Origin of the sequence: Mesorhizobium sp. M0074, assembly GCF_040322975.1 — a bacterium.
Taxonomy (GTDB): Bacteria; Pseudomonadota; Alphaproteobacteria; order Rhizobiales; family Rhizobiaceae; genus Mesorhizobium.
The window spans coordinates 257,250-271,219 of the sequence record NZ_JAMYUM010000006.1 but is presented as its reverse complement, the minus strand read 5'-3'; the positions used below and the strand labels follow the sequence as shown (position 1 = coordinate 271,219).

At 63.7% G+C, this 13,970-nt stretch carries 12 protein-coding genes; 9 read left to right on the top strand and 3 right to left on the bottom strand.

Translation table 11 applies throughout. The annotated features are described in order from the left end of the window. Window positions 1-16: 16 nt before the first annotated feature. Window positions 17-1,510 carry a xylulokinase gene (locus NKJ73_RS11225; RefSeq protein ID WP_352569397.1) on the top strand — a complete coding sequence of 498 codons (1,494 nt, stop codon included), beginning with the start codon at window positions 17-19 and terminating at the stop codon, window positions 1,508-1,510. Here NKJ73_RS11225 and NKJ73_RS11220 read toward each other — a convergent pair. Next, on the bottom strand, window positions 1,507-2,469 hold the full coding sequence (locus NKJ73_RS11220; RefSeq protein WP_031211026.1) for a sugar-binding transcriptional regulator: 963 nt from the start codon (window positions 2,467-2,469) through the stop codon (window positions 1,507-1,509). The two genes, NKJ73_RS11225 and NKJ73_RS11220, sit on opposite strands and share 4 nt — an antisense overlap. Before the next feature lie 307 nt (window positions 2,470-2,776). On the opposite strand from NKJ73_RS11220, the gene NKJ73_RS11215 reads away from it, so the two are divergent. The 5 genes from NKJ73_RS11215 to NKJ73_RS11195 all read left to right on the top strand — a co-directional run bounded on the left by NKJ73_RS11215 (window position 2,777) and on the right by NKJ73_RS11195 (window position 8,076). Continuing rightward, entirely contained in the window at window positions 2,777-3,760 is a 984-nt protein-coding gene (locus NKJ73_RS11215) for an ABC transporter permease (RefSeq protein WP_198023514.1), read from the top strand. Between the two features lie 150 nt (window positions 3,761-3,910). Continuing rightward, the gene (locus tag NKJ73_RS11210; RefSeq protein ID WP_023674026.1) at window positions 3,911-4,849 is read left to right on the top strand and encodes a sugar ABC transporter substrate-binding protein; all 939 of its coding nucleotides are present in this window, start codon (window positions 3,911-3,913) and stop codon (window positions 4,847-4,849) included. A gap of 33 nt (window positions 4,850-4,882) precedes the next feature. Next, window positions 4,883-6,391, top strand: coding sequence for a sugar ABC transporter ATP-binding protein (locus tag NKJ73_RS11205; protein ID WP_352455178.1), 1,509 nt, complete (start codon window positions 4,883-4,885; stop codon window positions 6,389-6,391). A 126-nt stretch (window positions 6,392-6,517) separates the two neighbouring features. Next, a complete protein-coding gene (locus NKJ73_RS11200; protein ID WP_352569396.1) occupies window positions 6,518-7,282 on the top strand; it encodes an SDR family oxidoreductase in 765 nt (254 codons plus the stop codon). 8 nt (window positions 7,283-7,290) lie between these two features. Further along, window positions 7,291-8,076: an SDR family oxidoreductase gene (locus tag NKJ73_RS11195; protein WP_352569394.1), complete on the top strand. Its 786-nt coding sequence runs from the start codon at window positions 7,291-7,293 to the stop codon at window positions 8,074-8,076. Window positions 8,077-8,133: 57 nt separating this feature from the next. Here NKJ73_RS11195 and NKJ73_RS11190 read toward each other — a convergent pair whose 3' ends face one another. Together NKJ73_RS11190 and NKJ73_RS11185 are read right to left on the bottom strand one after the other, a co-directional pair. Next, window positions 8,134-9,210 carry a D-alanine--D-alanine ligase family protein gene (locus NKJ73_RS11190; protein WP_352569392.1) on the bottom strand — a complete coding sequence of 359 codons (1,077 nt, stop codon included), beginning with the start codon at window positions 9,208-9,210 and terminating at the stop codon, window positions 8,134-8,136. Window positions 9,211-9,242: 32 nt separating this feature from the next. Continuing rightward, entirely contained in the window at window positions 9,243-9,371 is a 129-nt protein-coding gene (locus NKJ73_RS11185) for a hypothetical protein (RefSeq protein ID WP_352569390.1), read from the bottom strand. A gap of 399 nt (window positions 9,372-9,770) precedes the next feature. Here NKJ73_RS11185 and NKJ73_RS11180 point away from each other — a divergent pair, with 399 nt between their 5' ends. From NKJ73_RS11180 to NKJ73_RS11170, 3 genes are all read left to right on the top strand, one after another. Then, on the top strand, window positions 9,771-10,742 hold the full coding sequence (locus NKJ73_RS11180; protein WP_352473408.1) for an ABC transporter substrate-binding protein: 972 nt from the start codon (window positions 9,771-9,773) through the stop codon (window positions 10,740-10,742). Window positions 10,743-10,816: 74 nt separating this feature from the next. Next, window positions 10,817-11,893: a quaternary amine ABC transporter ATP-binding protein gene (locus NKJ73_RS11175; protein WP_031211022.1), complete on the top strand. Its 1,077-nt coding sequence runs from the start codon at window positions 10,817-10,819 to the stop codon at window positions 11,891-11,893. Then, window positions 11,890-13,872 carry an ABC transporter permease gene (locus NKJ73_RS11170; protein ID WP_352569388.1) on the top strand — a complete coding sequence of 661 codons (1,983 nt, stop codon included), beginning with the start codon at window positions 11,890-11,892 and terminating at the stop codon, window positions 13,870-13,872. The genes NKJ73_RS11175 and NKJ73_RS11170 overlap by 4 nt, the downstream gene beginning before the upstream one ends. Window positions 13,873-13,970 lie beyond the last annotated feature (98 nt).

The following is a 13,970-nucleotide window of genomic DNA, read 5'->3' as shown; positions in this document are numbered from 1 at the left end:
GCCGGATCTCCGCCTGATGGACGATGTCGTAATCGGGATCGACGCCTCGACCACGGCCGTGAAGGCGATTGCCTTCGCGCGCGACGGCGAGGAGCTGTTCCAGGCGCGCGAGCCGTACCCGCTTTCAAATCCGAAGCCCGGCCGTTTCGAGCAGGACGCCGAACATTGGTGGACGGCGCTGCTTGGCGCATTGAAGCAGGTCACCGAGGCGGTCGGCGCTGCGCGGGTGGCGGCGATCTGCATCGCTCACCAGCGAGAGACCTTCACGCTGGTGGACAGCGCCGGCAAAGCACTCATGCCGGCGATCCTGTGGCTCGACGAACGCGCCCGGCCGCAGGTTATCAGGCTTTCGGCCGAACTCGGCCGCGAGGCGATCCGCGACTGGAGCGGCAAGCCGCCGGACCCGACGCCGGCGCTCTACGCCATTGCCTGGCTTGCCCAGCACCAGCCGCAAGTGCTTCGCCAGGCAGCGGCACTGGTCGACGTGCACGGTTTCTTCGTCCAGCGGCTGACCGGGCGATTGGTCACCAGCACCGCGAGTGCGGACCCGCTCGGGCTGCTCGATGTCGAGAAAGGTACCTGGCATCCCCGCCTCGTTGCGGCCGCCGGACTGCAGATGGAGCAATTACCCGAGCTGGTCGCGCCAGGCGTGGTCTGCGGCAGTCTTTCCGCAAGCATAGCCCAGCTGACCGGCCTGAGGGCCGGCACGCCGATCGTTGCCGGCGCTGGGGACGGCCAGGCGATGGGCCTCGGCATGGGCGTCTACGGCGAGGGCAAGAGCTATCTCTCGCTCGGCTCCGGCGTGGTCAGCGGCTGCTATTCCGGCAAGGTGAAAACCTCGGACGCCTTTCGCACGCTGGTCTCGCCGACCGGCTCCGGTTTCATGCTGGAGACCGTGCTGCGCTCGGGCATGCAGCTGGTCGACTGGATCGTGCGAACCACCGGTTCGCCCTCGGCGGCAGCGCTGGAGAAAGTGGCGCTGGATGTTGCCGCGGGCAGCGAGGGCCTGCTCATCATGCCCTATTGGGCCGGCGTCATGAGCCCGTATTGGGACGGTGCGGCGCGCGGCGCCATTGTCGGCCTGTCGCTCGATCACCGGCCGGAGCATCTCTTCCGCGCTGTCCTGGAAGGCATCGCCTTCGAGCAGGCCGTCGCCACCGAGGCCATGGAAGCCCAGGCCGGCGGACCGGCGGCGATGATAGCCGCCGGCGGCGGCACCAATTGCGCGCTGCTAATGCAGATCATGGCAAGCGTGCTCGAGCGGCCGCTCTCGGTTTCGCCGGTCAACGAAGCCGCCGCACTCGGCGCTGCCATGCTGGCGGCAGCGGCTGTCGGCTGGTTTGCCTCGCCGGAAGCCGCAGCAGAGGTAATGGCTGCCGCTCCCACCAGGCATGTCGATCCGGTCGACGGGCTTGTCGCCGCCTATCGCAGCCGCAAGGAAATCTACCGCGACCTTTACCAGGCGACGCGCGATATCCACACCCGCCTCGGCGCTCTCGGCGAAATCTAGCGGTTGAGCAGCCCCTTTGCCGCGTCTTCGTCGGTGATCAGAACCGATACCTTGGTGTTGGCGAGCGCAGCCCGCATTACCGCTACCTTCTCGCTGCCGCCCGACACCAGGATGATGCTCGGGATATCCGACAGATCCTGCAGCGGATAGGCGCAGACGCGGCGGTTGACCTCGTGGTCGACCGGGCGGCCCTCGGCGTCGATGAAATGACACAGAATATCGCCGACGGCACCGGCCGCCTGCAATTCCTCGAGTTCGCTTGGCTTGATGAAGCCGTAATTGGCGATCGGGCTGTCGTTGGAAAACGAGCCGACGCTGAGCACGGCGATGTTTGCCCGGCGTGCACGGAAGACGACGTCCTGAACGCTGCGCTGGCTCATGAAAGCGTCGCGCTGCTCCGGCCTGTCGGCATAGACCGGCACCGGCAGCAGGAAGCACTCTGCACCGATCTTTTCGGCGAAATCCCAGGCGCTTTCTGTCGGGTTGAGCGGCTGGGCATGGGTGAGGCCGCCAAGCATCGAAACCACCGTCGTCCTGGCGATGGGCCGCCGCGGCAATTCATTGATGGCGAATTTCAGTGTCCGCCCCCAGCCCAGTGCGATGACATCGCCGGCATTCACATGGTCGGCCAGGTAGGCGGCGGCGGCGTGGCCGATCATCAGCGGCGCGTTGCTTCGGTCGGCCGCCGACGGCACCACAACAGCCTGGCTGAGCCCGAACCGCTGCTTGAGGCTTTCCTCCAAAATCACGCATTCGACGACGCTGTCGCGGATGCGAAACTGGACGACACCCTCTTCGCGGGCGGCGGAGAGAATGCGATGCACCTTGATGCGGCCGACGCCGAGAATTTCGGAAATCCGCTCCTGTGTAAGGCCCTCGACATAATAGTGCCAGGCGGCGCGGGCCTTGAGTTCGGCGTCGGGGAAGCGCGAGGCTCTTTCGTTCTCTACGATCGTCATCTGTTTGCCTTGCCGCAGCCGCCGGCTCTGCTCATGATATTCCAATCCGGCGACTTCGAAATGCCCAAGATTTTCGAGACCTTGCGTAAGGCAAACCGGCGGACAGCGCAAACCGTGCTCGAATGAAGCGGCAGGCCTTGACAATTTTCCGATGAACAGTTTAGCTGAACAAAATTGCATGTTAAAGATAAATTGTTCACAGGGAGGGGCCTGGTGAACAAAGTGGCCCGGTGATGCAGCGCCGGATTGCTGTGGAGGAGACAAAGTGGCTGTGAGCAACGACGCAAGCAATTTGAAGGCAGGCGAGTTGAAGGCAGGCTCTGGCGCGCAGGCTACGGCGGGCGCAAGGTTTTCAGCTGTCTTTGCCGGAACCATGGGTCCGCTGATCGGGCTGGTTCTGCTGTGCCTGGCGCTCTCGCTGACTACCGACACCTTCCTGACCATCCGCAACATCCTCAACGTGCTCGACCAGGTCACTGTGCTCGGCATCATGGCGATCGGCATGACGCTGGTCATCCTGATCGGCGGCATCGACCTGTCCGTCGGCTCGGTGCTGGCGCTGGCTTCCATGGTGATGGGCTTCGTCGCCCATCCGGACTATCTCAATCTCGGCCTGCCGGCCGGTATCGCCGCAGCCCTCGTCGTCGCCGGCCTTTGCGGGCTGGTTTCGGGCCTGCTGGTGACGGTCACCAAGCTGCCGCCCTTCATCGCCACGTTGGCGATGATGTCGGTGGCGCGCGGCCTCGCCAACATGATCACCGACGGCTCGCAGATCGTCGGCTTTCCCGACTGGTTCACCAGCCTGTCGATAATCCGCCATTTCGGATTCCTCTCGGTCACCGTCGGGCTGATGATCGTGCTTGCCGTCATTTTCGCGATCTTCCTGAATTATCGCGCTACCGGCCGTAGCCTGTACGCAATCGGCGGCAGCGCCGAAGTCGCCCGGCTGTCCGGCATACCAGTCAAGTCGCTGACAAACTGGGTCTATGCGATCTGCGCCGTGCTGGCCGGTCTCGCCGGCATCGTGCTTGCCGCCCGGCTCGATTCCGTCCAGCCGAGCTCCGGCCTTGGCTACGAACTCGACACCATCGCGGCGGTGGTGATCGGCGGCGCCAGCCTGTCGGGCGGCGTCGGTTCGATCGGCGGCACAGCCATCGGCGTCCTCATCATCGGCGTGCTGCGCAACGGGCTGAACCTGCTCGGTGTCTCGCCCTTCATCCAGCAAGTGGTTATCGGCGTGGTGATTGCGCTGGCGGTGGCCACCGACACGTGGCGGCGCCGAGCACAATGAAGAATGGGGCACAATGAAGAATTGGGCTCAATGAGATTTGCCCCGATATTCGGGCGAAAACGGATCGGTGATCCGAAACTGGGAGTTGTTCAGCCAAGGGGCGCCGCGATGCGCGGGCAGGACAGATTGAACATCAACGGAGGAATAAACATGCTGACCAAACGTTCATTGCTGCTTGCCGCCGCGGCCGTCATCCCGCTGCTTGGCCTGTCCGACATGGCCTCGGCCAAGGAGGCCAAAAAGCTCGGCCTCGCCGTCGCCAATCTGCAGGCCGACTTCTTCAACCAGATCAAGCAGTCCGTCGAAGCCTACGGCAAGGAAAAGGGCATCGAGGTCGTTACCGTCGACGCCAAGGGCGATTCGGCGACCCAGGTCAGCCAGGTGCAGGACCTGATCACGCAGAACATCGATGCGCTGATCTATATTCCAGCCGGCGCCACCGCCGCCACCGTGCCGACCAAGACCGCCAAGGCTGCCGGCATCCCAGTCGTCAATGTCGACCGCAACGCCGATGGCGCGCCCGGCGATACCTTCATCGCAACCAACAGCGTGGCATCGGCCAAGGCGGTTTGCGACTACATCGCCAAGCAGGCCGGCGGCAAGGGCGAGCTGATCATCATCCACGGCCAGAAGGGCACGACGCCCGAAGTCGACCGCTCGAAGGGCTGCGGCGAAGCGCTGAAAGGCTATCCCGACATCAAGGTTGTCGGAGAATTGTGGAGCGAAGGCTGGCACCAGGACGAAGGCTTCAAGCTGACGCAGGATCTGTTGCAGTCGCACCCCGACGTGTCGATCGTCATCGGCCAGGCCGACGCGCTGGCGCTCGGTGCGGCACAGGCCGTCAAGGTCGCCAATCCCGGCCACAAGGTCTGGGTTGCCGGCTTCGACGGCGACGTGGCGGCGCTCAAGGCACTGAAGGACGGCGTCTTCGACGTGACCGCGACGCAGCAAACCCAGGGCATGGGCCGGCTCGCCGTCGATGCAGCAATCAAGCTGGTGGCCGGCGAGACCATTCCCGCCGAACAGCTGCAGGATGCGACGCTGACCACCAAGGACAATGTCGAGCAGTTCATCGCCAAGCATCCCTGATTGAGACCAGTCCGGCAGTCGACGAGCGCAACGATGTCCACCGATCCTCGCCACACGCACAGCCCCCATAACGGGCTCGTCGTCAGCGGCCTCTGCAAAAGCTACGGGCCGGTGCAGGTCCTGGCCGATGCGAGCTTCGAGGTGCGGCCGGGCGAGGTCGTGGCGCTGCTTGGCGAAAACGGCGCCGGCAAGTCGACTGTCTCGAACATCATCGCCGGGTCGACGAAACCCGATGCCGGCACCATCACCTGGCGGGGGAACGCTTATTCCCCCGCCAATCCTGCCGCGGCGATCGACGCCGGCATCGGCATGATCCACCAGGAGCTGAAGCTCTTGCCCGATCTGTCGGTCGCCGAAAACGTCTATGTCGGGCGCCTGCCGATGCGTGGCGGCCGCATCGACCGCGCAGCAATGAATGCACGGGCATCGGCCCAGTTGAAGCGCCTCGGCCTCGATGTCTCGCCCGAGCGCAAGGTGCGCACGCTGCGTATCGCCGCCCAGCAGCAGGTCGAGATCGCCAAGGCGCTGACGCTCAATGCCGAGCTGCTGATCTTCGACGAACCAACGGCAGCCCTTGGCGGCGAGGAAACGGAGCTCCTGTTCCAGCAGATCCGCAAGCTCAAGGCAGAAGGCATGTCCTTCATCTATATCAGCCACCGGCTGGACGAGATCGCCCAGATCGCCGATCGCGTGGTGGTGATGCGCGACGGGCGCATCGTCGCCCGGCACGAGCGCGCCGACATTCCGGTGCGCACTGTCGTCGAGCAAATGGTCGGCCGCAGTGTCGAGCGGATGTTCCCTACGGTATCGGCGCCGGGCAACGACACGCTGCTCGAGGTCGAGAACCTGTCCTCGCCGGAACGCAGCTTTCAAAATGTCAGCTTTTCAGTGCGGGCCGGCGAAATCCTCGGCATTGCCGGGCTGATCGGCGCCGGACGCACGGAGCTGGTGCGGGCGATCGCCGGTGCCGATCCGATCTCATCGGGATCGGTGCGCGTCGCCGGCAAGCCGGTGCATCTCAATGGCCCGGCGGCGGCGATCAAGGCCGGCGTCGTCCTGGTACCGGAAGACCGCAAGGCTCAGGGCGTGGTGCTCGACCAGACGATCGGCGAGAACCTGGCGATCGGCAATTTCGACCATGTCGCGCCGAATGGCTGGGTGTTCCCGAAGGCGGTGCAGAAATTCGCCGAGGCCGGCATTCGCCGGCTCGGCGTCAAGGGCCGGCCGAACCAGGCGGTCAGCAAGCTCTCCGGCGGCAACCAGCAGAAAGTGATCATCGCCAAATGGGTGTCGCGCCCGCCCAAGGTATTCATCCTGGACGAGCCGACGCGCGGCATCGACGTCGGTGCACGCGCCGCGATCTATGATGTCATCGCCGACCTTGCCCGCTCCGGCATGGCGGTGGTGGTGGTGAGCTCCGACCTCGAGGAAGTTCTCGGCCTGTCGCATCGCGTGCTGGTGCTGAGCCGCGGCCGGCAACGCGGCATTCTCGACCGCAGCGAAGCAAGCAATATCGCCGTCATGGAACTCGCCACGAGCTAGGAACAGCCATCGAAACAAAGCGCAGCAGGTGGTATCCTCCCGAGCACCAGACCGCGCGGGGCGCCAGCAACAGAGTTGGCGCCCCTTTATTTCCGGAGGACGGCGGTTGGAGTAGAGGGACCGACGATGAAATTATTCGACCTTCATGGTGACGTGGCACTTGTGACAGGCGCCGGCAGCGGCATCGGGCAGGCAATCGCCATTGGGCTGGCCGAGGCCGGCGCCGACATAGCCTGCTTCGGCCACGCCTCGAAAGGCGGGCTACAGGAGACCGCGCACCGGATCACGGCACTCGGCCGCAAGGCGCTGGTGCTGAACGGCACGGTGACTTCAGAGGCCGATCTCGCGGCCGCGATCGAGCGTACGGAGATGGAACTCGGCGCGTTGACCATCGCCGTCAACAATGCCGGCGTCGCCGGAGCTGAGCCGGCAGAGACGCTGTCGCTGGAGAAATGGCAGAAGCTCTATGACGTCAATGTCAGCGGCGTGTTCCTGTCCTGCCAGGCCGAGGCCCGCGCCATGCTGACGCGGCGCAAGGGCTCGATCATCAACATCGCGTCGATGTCGGGCTCGATCGTCAATCGCGGCCTGACCCAGGCGCATTACAATTCGTCGAAGGCCGCGGTGATCCACATGTCGAAGAGCCTCGCCATGGAATGGGCCGATCGCGGCCTGCGCGTCAATGTCGTCAGCCCCGGCTACACGCTGACGCCGATGAACAAGCGGCCGGAGGTCGCCGACCAGGTCAGGATCTTTGAGCGCGACACGCCGATGGGCCGCATGGCGGCGCCGGAAGAGATGGTCGGCCCGACCGTGTTCCTGGCCAGCCGCGCCTCGAGTTTCGTCACCGGCATCGACCTGATCGTCGATGGCGGCTTCGTCTGCTGGTAGGAGAAAAGATGCAGAAGCGATTCCTGGGAAAAACGGCGGTCATCACCGGCGCCAGCGGCGACATTGGCGCGGCAATGGCCAGGCGCTTCGCGGCGGAAGGTGCCGCGGTCGTTGTCAGCGCCATCGACCCGCGCGTCGAAGAGGTCGCCGCCGATCTCAAGGCTACGGGCGCCAGGGTCGCATCGCTGCGCATGGACGTGACCAAAAAGGACGAGGTCGTCGCCCTCTATGACCTGGCCGAGCAACAGTTCGGCCGCGTCGACATCTCCGTGCAGAATGCCGGTGTCATCACCATCGCCAGGATAGAGGCGATGACCGAGGCCGAATGGGACAAGGTGATGGCGGTCAACACCAAGGGCGTGTTCCTGTGCTGCCAGGAGGCGATCGCGCGCATTCGCAAGCATGGTGATGGCGGCCGGCTGATCAACACCGCATCCGGCCAGGCGCGGCAGGGCTTTATCTACACGCCGCATTATGCGGCCTCGAAATTCGGCGTCGTCGGCGTCACCCAGAGCCTGGCCAAGGAAGTGGCCAAGGAGAAGATCACCGTCAACGCGATCTGCCCCGGCATCATCGACACCGATATGTGGGCCTATAACGACGCCGCATGGGGCAAGTTGATGGGCGAGTACAAGCCCGGCGAGCTGATGGCCGAATGGGTGAAGAACATCCCGATGGGCCGCGCCGGCAGCGGCGAAGATGTCTCCGGCCTGGTCAGCTTTCTGGCCAGCGACGATGCAGCCTACATCACCGGCCAGACCATCAATGTCGATGGCGGCCTGATCATGTCGTGAGCGGCGGCGCGGGCCAACGTACCATCCACCGGGATCTGAAAGCCCCCTTCGCCGCGTTCAGACCGGTCGGCCGGCCCGTGCCAATCCATGCTCCACGAGCCGGTCGATGATTTCGGAATAGCTGACGCCGCTCGCCGCCATTGCCTTGGAATACATGCTGATATCGGTGAAGCCGGGGATGGTGTTGATTTCATTGACCAAGAATTGCATGTCCGGTGTCAGGAAAAAGTCGACGCGCGCCATCCCGTCACAGCCGACGGCTCTGAAAGCCCTTGCGGCCACGTCCCGCATGGCTGCCTCGACCTCCGGCGGCAGTTCGGCCGGCACTTTAAGTGCCGCGCCGTTCTCGTCGATGTATTTGGCATCGTAGCTGTAGAAATCGTGGCTTTCGGCCGGCACGATCTCGCCTGGCCGCGAGACGAACAGGTCGCCTGCCGGGTCCTCCAACACGCTATATTCGATCTCGCGCCCACGAATGAATTCCTCGGCCAACAGCTTGCAATCGTGCCGGAAGGCTTCAGCAAGCGCTCCATCGAATTCCTGGCTGGCATGGACTTTTCCGACGCCGACAGACGATCCCTGACGCGCCGGTTTGATGAAGAACGGCAGGCCGAGTTCGCTTTCCAGTATGGCGAGGACAGGCGCCGCACCTTCATGGATCGTCACTGAGCGCGCGATTGGCAGCCCCGCCGCTTCCAGGAGCCGTTTGGCGATGTCCTTGTCCAGCGCGGTTGCCGAACCCAGGATGCCGCAGCCGGCGAGCGGCACCCGAGCCACCTCGGCCACCCCCTGTACCGAGCCGTCTTCGCCATGAGGGCCGTGCAGGACAGGAAACAAGATGTCGATCTTCGGCAGATCATAGGGCGTGCCGTCGGCCGGGATCGCCATCATCCGTCCGCGCCCACCCGGAACCAGGCAAACTTCCGTGCCGGCCGCAGGTTTTGCGAGCGTACCATCCTGGAAGCTGCTCAGCAGCCACTGTCCTTCGCTCGTGACGAAGATTGGGAGGGCATCGTATTTGGCGGACAGCAGCGCACGCATGACATTGGTTGCTGAAAGCACCGAAACGTCATGTTCGGCGGAACGTCCGCCAAAGAGCACGGCAATTCGCAGTCTGTTCAAGGGAGAGGTCATGAAAGCCTCGGATATGATCTGGTGTTGAAAGGTCACAAGCCGGCGGCGATCCCGCGGTTGGCGAAGAAGTAAGGCATTTTGGTGTGCTGCATTGTATCGGTACCCTGTCCTTGCGGCTCGCACACGGGATGACCGGCAATCTTGGCTTTTTTCAAACTCATCTACGGGTCCACGCAAAAGACGGGCCGTGAAATTGGCACCGGCGTTAATCGTTGCGCGACGTGAACGTTGGTATATATAATTTCATCCCATGAAAGTGGCGCTGGGCGAGTTGCCGAGCCAACAGCCGAGATCATGGGACTTTGATGGTTTGCCCCTCAAGACCGGCGATCGATCCGTGGATGACTGCCTTGGCAGCAATCCTTCGGCAGTCATGACGCGGCCGGTCCCGCCACATCTTCACCAATTTGGGCACCAACCCCGTTTTGCGCCGGCATCCGCTTCGGCAGCATTGTGGCGCCTACGGCCTTGCGCAACGACCAGCTGTTCCAACACAATCAAAAAAGACGCAAGAAGGGAACTAACGATAACGTCCACCAGAGCTTGACAGGAGAACAAGCATGTCACTTCGGAGCATGATTTCGAATTTCTCAATGGGAGCCTTAACACTTGCCGCAGCCGCACTGACATCTTCGGCCTATGCGGCAGCGCCGGAATCCAACGACCCGATCAAGATCGCACTGTTCGATTGGACCAGCGTCAATCTGAACGCCAAGATCCTCGGCGGCATCCTCGAAAAGCTCGGCTATACCGTCGAGTATCCGACCGCCGACTATCTCTCCAGCCTGACCACCGGCCTGACCAATGGCGACATCGATGTCGGCCTGGAATTCTGGGACACGACGGCCGGCGAGGCGATGAAGGCCTCGGACGCGACGGGCCAGACCGAACGCCTCGGCAAGCTCGGACCCAAGGCCAAGGAAGAATGGTGGTTTCCCGAATATATGAAAGAGAAATGCCCCGGCCTGCCGAACTGGGAGGCGCTGAAAGACCCGAAATGCGCCGAGGCCTTCTCGACGGCCGAAACCGCGCCGAAGGGGCGTTATCTCGGCGGACCCGTGACATGGGAAGGTTTTGACGACGAACGCGTCGAGGCGCTGAAACTGCCCTTCACCGTCATCCATGCCGGTACCGATGCGGCGATGTTCGCCGAACTGGACTCGGCCTATCAGCGCAAGGCGCCGATCATGCTGTGGATCTATTCGCCGCATTGGGCGCCGGCCAAATACAAGGGCGAATGGGTCGAATTCCCCGACTATACGACAGAGTGCTACACCGACCCGAAATGGGGTGTGAACCCCGACGCGAAATATGACTGCGGCAAGCCGCATGGCGAGATCTGGAAATATTCCTGGGCCGGCATGAAGGACAAATGGCCTGTCGCCTACAAGGTCGCGAAAAACTACACGGTCGACACCGACGAGCTCAACAAGATGAGCGGCGAGATCGATCTCGAAGGCAAGACGCCGGAAGACGTCGCCGCCGCCTGGATCGCCGCCCACGAAGCCGACTGGAAAGCCTGGGCCGAGTGACCGTCTGACTGGAAATCCGATGACCCGGCCATCCGTGGCCGGGTCGCGATCCCGTGTTCCAGAAGGACGATCGCATGACCGATACGATTGAACAGGCGGCGAAAGCGGGCAACGACGCCCGCCCGATAAAGCTTGCCTGTCGCAATGTCTGGAAGCTGTTCGGGGCGGACGCGGCCGATTTCATCCGCCGGCGCGACGGCAAGGCCAGCCTGGCGGACATCGCCGCTGCCGGACTGGTTGGCGCGGTGCGCGCCGTCGATCTCGAAATCCGCCAGGGCGAGATCTTCATCATCATGGGACTTTCGGGGTCCGGCAAATCGACGCTGGTGCGCTGCATGTCGCGGCTGATCGAGCCGACCCACGGCAAGGTCGAGTTTGAAGGCAAGGACCTGCTCAAGATTTCCGATGCCGCGCTGATCGAGCTGCGACGCCACCGCATGGGCATGGTGTTCCAGAATTTTGCCTTGCTGCCGCATCTCAACGTACTGGAGAACATTGCCTTCCCCCTCGGCATCCAGGGGCAGGACCGGCCGACGCGCGAGGCGCGCGCGCGGGAAGTGATCGAGCTGGTCGGCTTGCGCGGTCGCGAGCATTTCTATCCGCGCGAGCTTTCCGGCGGCCAGCAGCAGCGTGTCGGCATCGCCCGCAGCCTCGCCACGAAGCCGGAAATCTGGTTCCTCGACGAGCCGTTCTCGGCCCTCGATCCGCTGATCCGCCGTGAGATGCAGGACGAGCTGATGCGGCTGCAGACCATGCTGCACAAGACCATCGTCTTCATCACCCATGATTTCGACGAGGCCATCCGGCTGGCCGACCGGATCGCCATCATGAAGGACGGCGAGGTCATCCAGATCGGCACGCCGGAAGAACTGGTGGTCAATCCGGCGACCGACTATGTCGCCGAATTCACCCGCGATGTCGATCGCGCCAAGGTGATATCGGCGCGCAGCCTGATGCGCGCCTGCGACGGCGCCGAGTACGGCGGCACGGTCGCGCCGGATGCCAAGATATCAAGTTTTTCGGCTGATATCGTCTCTGCCGGCAAGCCCTTCGCGGTGGTCAACGGCACCGGCAAGCCGATCGGCTTAGTCACGCCGCAGGCGGTGATCGATCTTCTCGCCGGCATAGAACGTCGTGGGGCCGGCGCATGACGGTCACGGCAAGCGCCAGCGCAGCGAGGCCCCGGCCGGTTCAGACCTGGCTGGCGATCTGGGCCTGCGCGCTCGCCGCCGTGCTTATTGTCTTCCTGCTGCAGGAAAGCCTGCCCTGGGCGGTCAATTACCCGGCCGGCGCGATCGTTCCTGTCGCAGACTGGGTCGGTGCGCTGATGAACTGGGTGAAGTCGAACTTCTCCTGGCTGACCCGCTCGATCACCGCGGTGCTCGGCGTGCCGCTCGATTTCGCGCTCGGTCTTCTGGCCAAGAATTTCAAGATCGGCCATGGCGCGGATATGATCGTCTTGCCGCGCCTGTCCTGGGTCGGCGTCTGCGCTGCCGCCTACCTTGCCGGACGCGCCGCCGGCGGCTGGAAGCTGGGTGCGCTGGCCGGCGGCTGTTTTCTCTACATCGCGCTGTTCGGGCAGTGGACCAGCGCCATGCTGACGCTGGGCTTGATCTCGATCGCCGTGCCGTTTTGCATTGTCACCGGGCTGTTCGCCGGCATCTGGGCATGGCGCAAGCCTTGGGCGGAGAGGTTGTTGATCTCCCCTGCCCTCGATCTGATGCAGACGATCCCGACCTTCGCCTATCTGATCCCGATGCTGCTTCTGTTCGGCAACAGCCCGGTCTCGGCAATGATCGCGACGGCAATTTTCGCGACGCCGCCAATGGTGCGGGCGACGATGCTCGGCCTGTCGCGGGTGCCGTCGGAGATCGACGATTTCAGCGAGATGGCCGGCTGCACGGCACGGCAGAAGCTGTGGCGGGTGCTGTTGCCGTCGGCGCGGCCGACATTGATGGTCGGCGTCAACCAGGTCATCATGCTGGCGCTCAATATGGTGATCATCGCCTCGATGATCGGTGCCGGTGGGCTCGGCTATGACGTGCTTTTGGCGTTGCGCGCGCTCAAGGTCGGCGAGGCCATGGAAGCTGGCCTCGCCATTGTCGCACTGGCAATTGCACTCGACCGGCTGAGCCAGGCGATCGCGCACAATCACGCCAAGGGCAATGTCCGCCACCAGGCCAGCACCAGTTTCTGGCGGCGCTATCCCAATCTGACGCTGGCCGTTGCCATCCTCGCCGTCGCCACGCTGCTCGGCCTGTTCGTGCCGGCGTTCGCCGCGGTGCCGAAAGCGATCACCTTCACCACCGCGCCTTTGTGGAAGGCGGCGGTGAACTGGATCACCATCAACTTCTTCGACACGATCGAAGCGTTCCGCGTGGCGCTTATCCTCAACGTGCTGAACCCGGTGCGCGCCTTCTGCGAGGGTTTTCCGTGGCTGGGCGCGGTGTGTCTCCTCGGCCTTGCCGGCTACCAGCTCGGCGGCTTGCGCCTCGCCGCCCTGGTCGCGGCTTTGACAGCGTTCTGCGCCGTCACCGGACTTTGGGAAAAGACCATGGCGACGGTCTATTTGTGCGGCATCTCGGCCTTTATCGCCTGCCTGATCGGCATCCCGATCGGGCTGATGGCATCGCGCAGCGACCGCTTCGAAAAGACCGTCACTCCGGTCATCGACACGCTGCAGGTGCTGCCGTCGTTCTGCTTCATCATTCCGGTGGTGATGCTGTTCAGGGTCGGCGACGTCACCGCGATGATCGCCACCGTCGCCTTCGCCGTGGTGCCGGCGATCCGCTACACCATTCACGGCATCCGGCAGGTGCCGCCGGCGCTGATCGAGGCGGCGAAGGTTTCGGGCTGCACCAGGCGGCAGACCTTCTTTCGCGTGCAGCTGCCGCTGGCGTTGCCCGAGATCATGCTCGGCGTCAACCAGACCATCCTGATGGCGCTGGCGATGATCATCATCTGCGCCATGGTCGGCACGCGCGATCTCGGCCAGGAGGTGTTCATCGCCCTGTCCAAGGCCGATTCCGGTCGCGGCATCGTCGCCGGCCTGGCCATCGCCTTCATCGGCATCGTCGCAGACCGGCTGTTCAACGCCTGGACGGCGAAGGCTCGGGCAAGGCTGGGATAGTCCGGAATAGGACGGCCTCAGGAAGCTGCCGCCAAGCGCGCCGGTGACGAGGCACCGATCCCTACGTCTAAAGACATAGCCATTCGGGATTATTGCTC

Excerpts from the sequence above, each read along its gene's own strand:
- NKJ73_RS11205 (WP_352455178.1), top strand. The coding sequence starts at position 4,883 with ATGTCCACCGATCCTCGCCACACGCACAGCCCCCATAACGGGCTCGTC.
- NKJ73_RS11200 (WP_352569396.1), top strand. The coding sequence starts at position 6,518 with ATGAAATTATTCGACCTTCATGGTGACGTGGCACTTGTGACAGGCGCC.
- NKJ73_RS11220 (WP_031211026.1), bottom strand. The coding sequence starts at position 2,469 with ATGACGATCGTAGAGAACGAAAGAGCCTCGCGCTTCCCCGACGCCGAA.
- NKJ73_RS11170 (WP_352569388.1), top strand. The coding sequence starts at position 11,890 with ATGACGGTCACGGCAAGCGCCAGCGCAGCGAGGCCCCGGCCGGTTCAG.
- NKJ73_RS11185 (WP_352569390.1), bottom strand. The coding sequence starts at position 9,371 with ATGAGTTTGAAAAAAGCCAAGATTGCCGGTCATCCCGTGTGCGAGCCG.
- NKJ73_RS11210 (WP_023674026.1), top strand. The coding sequence starts at position 3,911 with ATGCTGACCAAACGTTCATTGCTGCTTGCCGCCGCGGCCGTCATCCCG.
- NKJ73_RS11175 (WP_031211022.1), top strand. The coding sequence starts at position 10,817 with ATGACCGATACGATTGAACAGGCGGCGAAAGCGGGCAACGACGCCCGC.
- NKJ73_RS11190 (WP_352569392.1), bottom strand. The coding sequence starts at position 9,210 with ATGACCTCTCCCTTGAACAGACTGCGAATTGCCGTGCTCTTTGGCGGA.
- NKJ73_RS11180 (WP_352473408.1), top strand. The coding sequence starts at position 9,771 with ATGTCACTTCGGAGCATGATTTCGAATTTCTCAATGGGAGCCTTAACA.
- NKJ73_RS11225 (WP_352569397.1), top strand. The coding sequence starts at position 17 with ATGGACGATGTCGTAATCGGGATCGACGCCTCGACCACGGCCGTGAAG.
- NKJ73_RS11195 (WP_352569394.1), top strand. The coding sequence starts at position 7,291 with ATGCAGAAGCGATTCCTGGGAAAAACGGCGGTCATCACCGGCGCCAGC.